This window comes from Desulfovibrio sp., from assembly GCF_047607245.1.
GTDB lineage: Bacteria > Desulfobacterota > Desulfovibrionia > Desulfovibrionales > Desulfovibrionaceae > Desulfovibrio.
The window spans coordinates 1-11,508 of record NZ_JASGDK010000112.1 but is presented as its reverse complement, the minus strand read 5'-3'; the positions used below and the strand labels follow the sequence as shown (position 1 = coordinate 11,508).

Sequence of the window (11,508 nt, the reverse complement as noted above, 5' to 3'; positions counted from 1 at the left end):
GGGACCAGGATTGTACTGGGGCTCCGTAATGCCTTCCCAGGGGTGCAGACCAATTTTTCCGGCAGGGTAGGACTTGTACCACGAGTGGTTGACCGTTTCCTGGATTTCTTCCGGATCGGTAAGGCTTACGGGCAGCACTTCATTGAAGTTGCCGTTAATGATAGCGCCGGGGGGCAGGAGCAGGCTTTTTTCGGTATAATCGTTGGCAATGTTGGGAATGCCACCGTATGCCAGAACGGAAAGCTTGGACAACCCGCCGCCGATATTGAGCCAGTCGCCGTAGAAGCTGGCGAGCGCCAGCGTGTCGGGAATAACTACTTGCTGGGCAAAGGTGCGGCAGCGCTCAATGACCTGAAGGATGAAGTCAAGGCGCTCCTGGTTGATTACGTCCGCCGCGCCCACACCGTCAATGTTGAGCGAACAGGGTACCCCGCCCACCAACCAGTTGGGGTGGGGGTTCTTGCCGCCAAAGATGGTGTGGATGTGCACCACGTCTTTCTGGAAGTCCAGCGCTTCAATATAGTGTGCAACCACCATAAGGTTGGCTTCGGGCGGAAGCTTGTAGGCGGGGTGACCCCAGTATCCGTTGGTGAAGATGCCGAGTTGCCCGGAATTGATGAGCTTGAGCAGCTTGTCCTTGACGGATTGGAAGTAGCCCGGCGAGGAATTGGGCCAGGGCGACAGCTTTTGCGCCAGTTCTGACGTTGCCTTGGGGTCGGCTGTGGAAGCCGAAACCACGTCCACCCAGTCCAGACCGGTAAGGTGGTACAAATGCACCAGATGGTCATGATACATGAGGCAAAGCTGCATGAGGTTGCGTATGATGTTGGCATTGTCGGGAATGTCGATGCCAAGCGCATTTTCAACGGCCTGCACAGAAGACAGGGCGTGTGTGCCCGTGCATACGCCGCAGATCCGCTCGGTGAAGGCCCAGGCGTCGCGCGGGTCACGGCCTTTGAGGATGATTTCTATGCCGCGAAAGATAGTGCCGCAGGAAACGGCATTGGTAATGACGTTGTCGTCATTGATATTTACTTCGCAGCGCAGGTGCCCTTCAATGCGGGTCACAGGGTCCACGACGAGGCGGCGGCCAGCGTCAACAACGTTATATCCTTGCGTCTTGTATTCGTAGGACATGAGTGCGTTCCTTAGCTCTTGCTGGTGTCTTCGTTAACTTCCGGGGCTTTCTTCTTGTCGCAGCAGGCATGTCGTACCATGCTGGCCGCGCCATGAATGGCCACACCCGCTGCCACACCGGCCACGGCGGCAACTCCAACGGTTTCAGCCGTGGAGTTGGTGCCCATATGCGGGATGGTAGTGATACGGTCATAGAATGACTGCTGATCCCAGAAGTTCTGCTCCGAGCAGCCAATGCAGCCGTGCCCGGACTGGATGGGGAAGGAAACGCCGTTGTTCCAGCGGGTGGAGGGGCAGGCATTGTACGTGGTTGGGCCTTTGCAACCCATTTTGTACAGGCACAGGCCTGAGCGTGCGCCTTCGTCGTCCCATGATTCCACAAACTGGCCCGCGTCAAAGTGGGCGCGGCGGTAGCACTGGTCGTGCACACGCACGCCGTAAAACATTTCTGGCCGTCCCTGCGAATCAAGGCTCGGCAGACGATCATACGTGATGATGTACGTCAGAATGGAACTCATGACTTCCGGAATTGCCGGGCAGCCAGGAACCTTGATCTGAGGCTTGTTGGGGAAAAGCTTGTGCAGAGGGGTGGCTGCCGTGGGGTTGGGCGAAGCAGCCTGCACACAGCCCCAGGATGCGCATGTGCCCCAGGCTACCACAGCCTTGGCATGTTCAACGCCCATCTTGAGCTTTTCATAAAAAGGCTTGCCGCCATCAATACAGTACATGCCCTGTTCGTTCATGGGCACGTTGCCTTCAAGAGCCAGAATGTACTGTCCCTTGTATTTTTCGATGGCTTGCTCGTAAGTTTCATTGGCCTGATGGCCAGCTGCAGCCATGATGGTATCCTGGTAGTCCAGAGCAATCATGGAAAGGATAATGTCCGCCGCAAGAGGGTGGGCGGTTCTCAGGAAGGATTCGGTGCAGCAGGAACAGGAAAGTCCGTTGATCCAGAGCACCGGCAGACGAGGTTTGGTGGAGAGGGCCTGAGCAATGGCCAAGTCCGCGCCGGGGCCAAGCCCCATTGCAACGGCAGTAAGCGCGCAGAACTTCATGAAGTCCCGGCGGCTGACGCCCCTGTTGCGCAAAACCTCAGCGGTTGTTTCAAGATGTGCCATAGTTACCTCAACGCTTGCTGGTTGGAAGTGAGTCGTGAGGGTGGGGATGCATCGAGCTGGAAAAGCCAGCTTGGTTTACCTTTATCATAAAAGCTATCGATAAGATTATAGCCCCCGATGCGCAAAGGCAAGTGAAAAATAATTAGGGGGTTACATATTTAAGAGCAGGGTTTTTCAGTTGTGGCAGTGGGCGGATCACATAAATAATAATTGTGATATATCGGTATGATGCACGTATGGCATGAGATGCGTCAGAAGGAATAAAAAAAGGGAGCTTTCGCCCCCTTTTATTGGTGCAGACAGGCGGTAAGGCATGTCTGTATTTCTTAACGCTGTTAGTCGTCAGCGCCTTCTTCACCTTCAAACTTGATGAAGCCGGGATTCACGTTGGTCATAGCGTTAACAATCAGTTCCACCAGGCCGCCGTAAGCGAAGTTGTTCTTGGTGTACAGGTCGTTGTGTTCAAGGATTTCACGAATCTGCCCCTTGCAGTTGGAGCAGGGAGCGCAGATGTACTTGCGGGTTTCGGGTCCCAGGCAATCCTTGAAAGCTTCGCTGATCTGCCACATCTTTTTACGGCCAGAGATGTTGCCGCGCCATTGTTCGATGTTGTTTCGCGTCATGATAGCAAAGCCAGAACCGCCGCCGCAGCAGTAGTTGTCCACGCCGTTATGCGGCATTTCGCGGAACTGGGGTGCGATCTTGCGGATAATTTCGCGCTGGGGCTCAACGATGCCCATGAGGCGAACCACGTTGCAGGGGTCATGCAGCGTCACGGGGAAATCGTTGCGTGAGGGGTCCAGCTTCAGGCGGCCACTCATGACGATGTCGCGCAGGGTGACGTAGCAGCTTTCACGCGGCACCTGATACTCAAAGGGAATGACGCGGTCAGCGATGACCGTAAGGGCTTTGTGGGCATGGCCGCACTCGCCGATGACGATCTTCTTTACGCCCAGTTCCTTGGCGGCCATCATGTGTTGCAGGGCGATACGGGCGGTCTGGGCGTCGTCATAAAACACGCCGTAGTTCACGCCGTCATAGGCCAGGGCCTTGCTGGAAAGCGTCCACGACAGGCCAGCTTCCTGAAAGATCAGAGAGAAAGAAGCGATGTTTTCAGGCCAGGCCATGATTTCACCGGCATTGTGCAGCAGCATGATGTCCGCGCCCTGCACGTCAAAGGGCGTATGGATGCCCACGCCGGTGATTTCCGTGTAATCCTCGTCAATAAACTCTACGTTTTCCTTCACCACTTCAGGGGTCATGCCCGTGGAAGAGCCAGCCTTCATGTGGTTCATGGTACCGCGTTCATGCAGTTCGCGGGGGTAGATGCCCATTTCCTGGCTGAAAAGCTTGCGGATTTCGCGGGCCAGCAGGCCGTTATCCACGCCAATGGGGCAGGTTTGGGCGCAACGGCGGCAAAGATTGCAACGGTAGGCCAATTCACCCAGACGGGCCACTGTCTTCCAGTTCAGCTGCATGTCGCCGTAACGCCATTTGGCCAAAGGCTCTTTCTTTACGTACTGCTTGTAAATGCGGCGAAAGATCTCAGAGCGAAAGTTGGGGCGGTACATTTCGTTTTCGCCTGACATTTCATAGAGATGACAGGCTTCAGAACAGGAGTTGCACTGGGCGCAATAATCCATGCTGGTTTCGAGCATGGGCAGGAAGGTCCAGTTGTTTTCCTTGGTGAACAGCTTGCGCATACCGTCGAGGAACTTGTTGACCAGCTCTTCCTCTTCTTCACGGTTCTTGGGCTTGGGGATATTCAGCACGCTGACTTCATCAAGAATACAGGCCGTGTTTTCCTTCTGCTCGTCGGTGAAGGGCTTCCAGGGCATGGTATGCATGTCCACGGCCAGATCGGGAATTTCCTTCAGGTCAATGCTGACCATCTGCCCGTCGACGGTAGAGACGTCAGTCAAACGGAGGTTGTCTTTCATGTCTGAACTCCCTAGTCTTCTTTCTTTTCTGTGGGGTTGGTCGTGGCAACGTCTACCCAGCTCTTGGGGGTGCCATCACCGGCGATATGCTTGGCCGACCAAGTCACATTGAACTTGAGGGCCTCAAGGATCTTTTCTTTGTTCTTGTCGCTGCTGCTGGTGGGCTCGTCGCCCCAACGGATGTCATGATAGGTGAAGTACTTCATGAACACATGGCCCATGTGCGTCATGGGAATCCAGATGAGCAGGAAGAAGCCAATCAACAGATGCAGGCTGAACAGAACGCTGGTTTGAGGAGCGAAGTTGAAGGTAACCAGATTGTAAATAAAGGTGCGGGCCAATTCGAAGTAAGAGGGAGAAAACGCCCACGCGGCCAGACCAAGCAGGCCGAAAACTATAAATATGATCAGATTGAAATAATGCTCGGGCGTGCTGTAGCGGCGCAGGCCTTCGTCATTGCGGCGGCGTTCAACAAGGCCGATGCCGCCAATGATGATGCACAGCGTGCCAATCAGCACCACGGCATTGATAACATTACCCACAAAGATCATGAAGCCGCCCTGCGGGTTCAGACCAAAGAGTTGGGCAAAGACTGCGCAAAGTACGATGATTGTGCCGCCCATGAGCATGTACATGCCCACATGGAAGGGGTAGGAGCGCACCCACAGCTTGAGGTTGTGCTCGAATGTGGCGTGCAAAAACAGCACTTCAGTAAGCAGCGCCTTGATGTCGCCCCAATGAGAAATATGGCGGGGCTTGGTCCACCAGTCTTTTTCTTCCATAAAGCTGCCGCCGTAAACAGTCTTGCTGCCTTCGTGCGGGACAGGATAGAGTTCCCAGCGCACATGCAGCGGGCTGGATGCCATGTAAGATCTGATTTTCAAGTAGGCCATGCAAATGAAGCCGGCTACCGCCAAATAGCCCAAGATGTAAAACAAAGTGGTCATGCGTTTTCTCCCGTAGGGTCAAGATGCCGCTGGAACGTGGGTTCGACGGGCCCGGCCCGGCCGTGCGCCGCAAAAAGCCCGGCATGCGTCTGCTTGCCTTGCAACCTCTCCTTAATAATTATCGAACGAGCAATTATGGCGATATTCCCGGCAGAGAATTCATCACAATAAGCTATAGAACAGAGTCGCCCGATGGCACTCCTGATACATAAAATATAAAAATAATGCAAAGATTTCGTAAGGATTCATCACGACAATTTTAATCATGATTGACCTAATTTTGTTTAAAAAAATCAAGTAGATTAAGACGAAAAAAGGTATTTTTTGCAAGAAAAAATATTTTTTGCATGTGATAAAACTAAGAGAAGAAGTTTCATATTTAATCTATATGTTTAAATGATACTAAAAAACTAAGAAAATAGGATGAAAAGAAATAATACAATGTAGATTGGCATTATAGTACAGAGTGTTATCAATAAGATATTGCTCAATAGCACTAGTAGATAATAAAAAATTGTTAATGATAGCTAAAGTGTATTGTAATTAATATGATATTACTATGTAATTATAGTTAGTCGTTCTTAGTCAGGCGCTAGGTAGTAGCCTGGTCTGTCGCCCAAACTCCCCACAGGAGGGCAGAGCTATGAGCCCATCGGTAATTGAAAAACTGAAGGGGTGAACACGCTGCGTTTGCTGCCAGCGTGTTCATTTGAATCGTGAGCAAGTGGTAAATGGAAAAGCGCGCGCGTGTCACTCAGGGCGACAACGATGATTGGGCGTCGTGATGGCGAATATTCCTTAATCCGTCAGCGTAAAATACGGTCATCCTGCATAAGGTCGCGCAAGGTAATAGACTCAAACACTCCATCCAGAGTTGATTGAAGGCTTTCCCACGCTTTGCGTACTTCACAAGCATCAAACCGGGCGCAATTACCTGGTTTTTCCAGGCAGCCGCTTAGTTCAATGCCTCCCTCCATCAGCCGGACAATACAGCCAAAGGTGAGATCTTCGGGTTTGCGCACGAGTACGTGTCCTCCCTTGGCGCCACGCACGCTGCCGGTAATGCCAGCCAGGCGAAGCTGGCGCAGGATCTGCTCAATAAACTGTGAGCTGATGCCAGTTTTGTTTGCAAGCAAGCTTGAAGATACCGGCTGCTCTAGTCCATTTTTTGCCAAATAAAGCAGGATACGGGCTGCATAGCGTGTTTTGGCTGAAAGTTTCATTACGAATCCCCACGGAGCATATAGTAAAAGGGGAAATCAAAAGGGGCCGATCGTCTCTTCGCGTTGAGACATGAGTCCGGCATCCAAAGCATAGCTGAGTTTTGTAAATAGTAACATCATTGTAGCAATTAAGATATTACTTTTTTGTCTTGTCTTACTGATTGCGAAAGTATTCACACGTTCAATTTGCGATCTTACGAACATTGTGAATCAAGAAAACCAGCTTCGCAGAGTCGCTTGACGCCCAAAGTCGCTTGAGATAATAATCATGAGTAAAGCAGTCTAAATTAGACACATCCAGTATCGTCAACTTTATTGCCTCCCGCAAAATAAGGAATAAATATGCGTATTTCCACAATGGCCTGCCATGCGCTGCATTTGCTATTGTGCCTTTCTGAACAAGATCAGGCCATGCCTGCGTCTGCTTCAGAGCTGGCGGCATGTACAGGCATTTCTGAAAAATTTGTACAAAAAATCATGCGCTTGTTGCAGGCTGAAGGCATTGTCAAAAGCGTCCGGGGTATAGCTGGGGGGCACATGCTTGCCCGCAGCCCCGATGCCGTAACCCTTGCGGACATAATTAACGCCGTCGAAGGAGGAATAACCCTGCCTGGCGTTAACAGCGAAGCCCCTGCTGGCAAAGCTGCATTTGATGTTTGGGACAAGGCCGCAATGACCTTACACAACTCTCTGGAAGCAGTGACTCTTAGTTCTGTTCGCCAGAGTGCGGGATTTTCCCAGCGCTCTGGCTCGCGCCGCAAGGCAGATCATGCAACCTCAAGACGCCCAGAATCCGAATCCGGAGGCTCCAATGCAAAAGCATATTCTCTTGGTAGACAGCGATGCCGAAAGCCTAAGCAGGATGTCGCAGGTCTTACGTCAGTCTAACTATCAGGTAAGCGTGGCCTGTAGCTGCGATGAAAGCCTGAATATGGTCAATGACCGCAAGCCTGATTGCATCATCTTTGATGTTGATCTTGAAGGCACTTCAGGAACAATCATGTACAGCCGCCTACGCAGGAATTCGCAAACCCGGGACATTCCTGCTATTGTCTGTACCAATGTGGGCCCCAGGCCGGTATGCTTTGGAACCGGCGTACCCGTTTTGAACAAAAATTGTTCGGGTGACGCGCTGTTGGGTGCCGTTTCGGCTGCCGTTACCTGTTAGATTTTGCGGTAAAACAGCGCATAACTGTTAATTATCTCTGGATTTTCATCTGCGCCATTGAGTGCAGGGTCTTTATTGTTGGCCGGGCAATGGGATATTTGCCCGGCCAACGGCCGTTAACGGCCCATCTAAAGCAGAGCTCCGGCCGCAAAAGGACAAAGCCGCCGTTTCTCTGCTGCTATTGTGCTACTCCAGCTCATTGTGGCGAATGTGGGGAGGCACGATGATCATTTCAGCAAGCAGAGGTTTCAGGAAGGACCACTTGATATTGTGTTCCTCGTACACTTCCATCATGTCGCGGATGGCATCCCAGCAGTTGTGGCAAGGAGTGACGACCAGTTCAGCCCCTGTGGCCTTGATCTGATCCAGTTTGTTTTTAAGGCCAATATTACGTTCCTTGCGGTACACGCCAATGCCGTTGAGTCCTCCGCCACCGCCACAGCAGAAGTTGTGATCACCCTTGGGATCCATTTCTCTAAAATCTTCAGCTATGTAGCTCATGATTTCACGCGTAGCGCTGCCGAGTCCGTCATTGCGCACATAGTTGCAGGAATCCTGCAAGGTACACGGCACCTTGATTTTTTTGGCGGGATCAATCTTCAGTTTGCCCGTGCGCAGCATTTCGGCCACCCACTCAACGTAGTGCATGAAGCGTACTGGCGCGTCTCCACTTTCGCGTCCTGCCCAATACGGCCCTTCGACAACCGTGGCACGGTGGGCATGTCCACATTCCGTTCCCACAACTACTTTGGGCTTGATGCGGTCTATGGCTGAGTAAATGCGTTTGACGTTCTGCGCGCAACCTTCCCAATCGCCAGCAAACATCGTCAATGAGGTGTTTTCCCACCCTTCGCGCGGCACGGTCCAGTCGGTATCTGTGACGTGAAAAAGAATTGCGGCCAGCGCAATGTCTTCCGGATAGTGCTTAACTTCGCGGGCATTGAGGATGTACATGACATCCGCATGCTCTTTTTCCACAGGAATTTCGAGGTCAGGCCACTCTTCCTGCTGTTCTTCCACCATCCATTCGCAGGTTTCCAACCAATCTTCTTCAGTTACGTCCATCTGCGCGCCATACACACGGTGCATGCCCGATCCGATCTTCATTTCCCAGGGAATAAAGCCATGCTTGAAGAGGATGCCGCGCAGGTAGCTGAACATGACGCCAGTGTCTATGCCGTGCGGGCAGTACACAGCGCAGCGGTTGCAACAGGTGCACTTGCCCCAGGCCGCATCCATGCACTTGATCATGAACTCTGCATCAACCTTGCCCTTGCGCCGCAAAAGTTCGCCCAAGGTCGCCTGTATCTTGTAGGATGGAATCTGAGTGGGATCATTGTTGTTGGTTCTGTAAAAAAAGCAGCTGTCTGCACACATGGCACAATGCGCGCAGACATTGAGCCATGTGCGGGTGCGAGATTTGCTGGTCTGCTCCAAGTCGCGGGCAAGGGCAGCCTGATCAACTTTCATTTCCTTCATCTGGCTGTAGTATTGCGCCCCTGCCTTATCTTTCAGCAGTTCAAGAATGCCTTCCTTGGTGGTGATTGGGGTAGGGGTGCAAAGCAATTCGGACATAATCCGCTCCTTTCAGGCGAAAATAATGATACAGTTTCCCGATTTACCAGGGGAATGCGCCACCGCGTGTGGCTCCGCCTCTTTTGATGGCGAAGTCCATACCGATCTGAGCGCGCGACATGAAGAAGAGAACTATGTGTGAAAGCTTGGTAAAAGGGGCCAGAATAAGGAAAAGTTCGCCGCTCAGCACGTGCAGAATCATCCAGCTTTGATAGGCGGAGGTGTCCAGCCGGGCTATAAGCCCCGTGGCAAAGGGCAAAAATGTCAAAACCAGTATGAGCCAGTCTGACCCGCTGTTCAGCTGTCTAAGGGCAGGTGATATCATGCGGCGTATGCCCAGCAAAACAATGGCCGCAAGGCTCAGTACAGAGAGGATATCAGCCAGTGTTCCCGGCAGCGAGGGCAGGGTTATCCCTACATAGCGCTCAAGCAGCACTGTATGTCCAAGCAAAAAGAGAGGCACAAGAACAGCGCCAAAATGCAAAAGAAAAAAGAGAACAGCTGCAACAGGTTGCGTTCGCCAGCCGTCGGTGCCGCCGGGGATCAGCCATTTGAAGATTGACGCCAGCGCGCCAGGCACAGAACGGTCTGCATGATATCGGTAAGCCACACGTTCGAGCCGCCAGTCCAGGCCGCGCACATACAAGAAAATACGGGCCAGCATACCCACCACAAAAATAACAAGAGAAATGACAAACAAGGGTCCGGTAATGAAATCAAGCATCTGATCGCCTCCTACGTTCTTTCTGTCTGATACAAGAGCTACCGATTATTTTTTGGCGGCATGCTCAGATGCAATGCGTTCGCAATGACAGACCCGGCAGTCAACAAGGCGGGGGCCCTTGGACAGTTTGACGTGGCATTCGGTACAGGTTGCGTGCAGGTAATCCATCTGTTTTCGCGGGGCAATGTTTCGAACGTTCATGAATGACTCTGCAAGGCCTTCATCTGTCATGTCATGGCAGGTTGTACAGTCCTGCCCCTTGCCATCAAGGTAGGCAATGTGTTGATCGTGAGTGAAGAAGACCGGCGGCATCTTTTTGGCACTGAAAGGCGGGTAGGTGAAGGGGATGCGCTCTTCACCCAGGGCCTCGCCCGAAGACAGCACCAGGCCTAGGGTCAAAACCAACAAGCAGGGGAGAATGATTCTGAATCTGACGTTTTTTTCCTGCATGGTTAATCCTTACTTCCTGGCATAATCCTGATGATGTTGCCCCGTACTAACCAGGCCGGGCGCAAATTATAAGGAAATCCCGAGCACATGCATCGGGATTTCCCCTGGTTTTGTGCTTAGCTATGACTTGGCCCTGTGAAGCGTTTCAGCCGCATTGCGCATAAAAACAGCGCATTTGTAAGGCTCGTTCTTCATACACCTCATGGCAAAGGCCGCTGAGAGGTAGAGGAAAAGGCGTGATTCATAGTCCAGTCGGTTGGTTTGCAGCCAATGATCGTGGGGGGCTTCGCCCTGCGCTAGGTCTTTGGCTCGGTTAAAGTCTTCCGCATACGCATCACCGGCAAGCTTGGAATACAGTTCGCAAATTTCTTCGGCCAGGTACTCACGTTCTGATAAAGCAGACATGGCAACCCCCTTGCGTCACGCGCGGTTACGCCCCATTGTATATGAGGCACTAATAAAGAGCAATTAAACATTCATATTCTTGATCTACTTAATCAATACAAAATAAATATTATATTAAAAATACTGCGTCAATAATGTTTCTATTTTTTTACACTAAAAAATTATAACTATATTAGTTTGTTAATCATAAAAGTTGACTTTCTAAATATAGTATTTTGCGCACAAGCAGGTAGTTATACAAATGGATAAAATGCTTACTTACAGTGGAAATCATACTAGATTGCTGAATTATCGTTTGTTTATGCACTCATTTACATACTTCTAATGTATACTTATGTAGTTACGAGTAATTGTTTAGAAAATTTTGGTGAGCTGAATAGAGGGCTTCTACTGAGGATGAAACACGGCTACTGAAAAAGCATTTTGAAGAAGGCAAGATCCTGACAGTATGATTTTTTGCTGGATTTTTTTAAAAGCAATTTGCAGGAGTTAAAAATATAATATAATGATATTATTGATAATATTTAATTGATAATATTTTCACATGGTGGGGGTGATATTTGCCCTGTTTTGCTCGCGCCTATGAAGATGCAGTCACGTTCAAAGGAAGAGCCTGGCCGATTTGCGGGGGATCTATGCAGATAGAACTAAACAAATGAAGTAATCACTGAAAAAATTAGTAGGGTACGCATTTACACGCGTCGTGACGTGCCTTGGCTTCAAAGCTTGCTTTTTTCGTCACGGAAGCGGCAGATTGACTGAGGGGGCTGCTGGCAGAAGATGTAATGCAGGACACAAAAAAAGCGCAGGGAGACCCTGCG

At 51.0% G+C, this 11,508-nt stretch carries 11 protein-coding genes; 2 read left to right on the top strand and 9 right to left on the bottom strand.

The features are described from left to right. From QM579_RS09330 to QM579_RS09310, 5 genes are all read right to left on the bottom strand, one after another. Positions 1 to 1,137 (bottom strand): nickel-dependent hydrogenase large subunit (locus QM579_RS09330; protein ID WP_414998892.1); only part of this gene is annotated, 1,137 nt, incomplete at its 3' end. An 11-nt stretch (positions 1,138 to 1,148) separates the two neighbouring features. Continuing rightward, the gene (locus QM579_RS09325; RefSeq protein ID WP_414998891.1) at positions 1,149 to 2,255 is read right to left on the bottom strand and encodes a hydrogenase small subunit; all 1,107 of its coding nucleotides are present in this window, start codon (positions 2,253 to 2,255) and stop codon (positions 1,149 to 1,151) included. A 335-nt stretch (positions 2,256 to 2,590) separates the two neighbouring features. Then, positions 2,591 to 4,195 (bottom strand): (Fe-S)-binding protein, encoded by a 1,605-nt coding sequence (locus tag QM579_RS09320; RefSeq protein WP_183717731.1) that lies wholly within the window; start codon positions 4,193 to 4,195, stop codon positions 2,591 to 2,593. Between the two features lie 11 nt (positions 4,196 to 4,206). Continuing rightward, entirely contained in the window at positions 4,207 to 5,061 is an 855-nt protein-coding gene (locus QM579_RS09315) for a respiratory nitrate reductase subunit gamma (RefSeq protein ID WP_414998890.1), read from the bottom strand. An 887-nt stretch (positions 5,062 to 5,948) separates the two neighbouring features. Continuing rightward, positions 5,949 to 6,365, bottom strand: coding sequence for an RrF2 family transcriptional regulator (locus QM579_RS09310; protein WP_414998889.1), 417 nt, complete (start codon positions 6,363 to 6,365; stop codon positions 5,949 to 5,951). A gap of 342 nt (positions 6,366 to 6,707) precedes the next feature. Here QM579_RS09310 and QM579_RS09305 point away from each other — a divergent pair, with 342 nt between their 5' ends. Both QM579_RS09305 and QM579_RS09300 read left to right on the top strand, forming a co-directional pair. After that, entirely contained in the window at positions 6,708 to 7,253 is a 546-nt protein-coding gene (locus QM579_RS09305; protein ID WP_414998888.1) for an RrF2 family transcriptional regulator, read from the top strand. After that, positions 7,135 to 7,533 carry a response regulator gene (locus QM579_RS09300; RefSeq protein ID WP_414998887.1) on the top strand — a complete coding sequence of 133 codons (399 nt, stop codon included), beginning with the start codon at positions 7,135 to 7,137 and terminating at the stop codon, positions 7,531 to 7,533. Before QM579_RS09305 ends, QM579_RS09300 begins: the two co-directional genes overlap by 119 nt. A 186-nt stretch (positions 7,534 to 7,719) precedes the next feature. Here the strand turns inward: QM579_RS09300 and hmcF are convergent, their stop codons facing one another. From hmcF to QM579_RS09280, 4 genes are all read right to left on the bottom strand, one after another. Continuing rightward, on the bottom strand, positions 7,720 to 9,108 hold the full coding sequence (gene hmcF / locus QM579_RS09295; RefSeq protein WP_414998886.1) for a sulfate respiration complex iron-sulfur protein HmcF: 1,389 nt from the start codon (positions 9,106 to 9,108) through the stop codon (positions 7,720 to 7,722). A 43-nt stretch (positions 9,109 to 9,151) separates the two neighbouring features. Beyond that, positions 9,152 to 9,832 carry a sulfate respiration complex protein HmcE gene (gene hmcE, locus QM579_RS09290; RefSeq protein ID WP_414998885.1) on the bottom strand — a complete coding sequence of 227 codons (681 nt, stop codon included), beginning with the start codon at positions 9,830 to 9,832 and terminating at the stop codon, positions 9,152 to 9,154. A 45-nt stretch (positions 9,833 to 9,877) separates the two neighbouring features. After that, positions 9,878 to 10,282 (bottom strand): cytochrome c3 family protein, encoded by a 405-nt coding sequence (locus QM579_RS09285; protein WP_414998884.1) that lies wholly within the window; start codon positions 10,280 to 10,282, stop codon positions 9,878 to 9,880. A gap of 120 nt (positions 10,283 to 10,402) precedes the next feature. Then, positions 10,403 to 10,687: a hypothetical protein gene (locus tag QM579_RS09280; RefSeq protein WP_414998883.1), complete on the bottom strand. Its 285-nt coding sequence runs from the start codon at positions 10,685 to 10,687 to the stop codon at positions 10,403 to 10,405. Positions 10,688 to 11,508 lie beyond the last annotated feature (821 nt).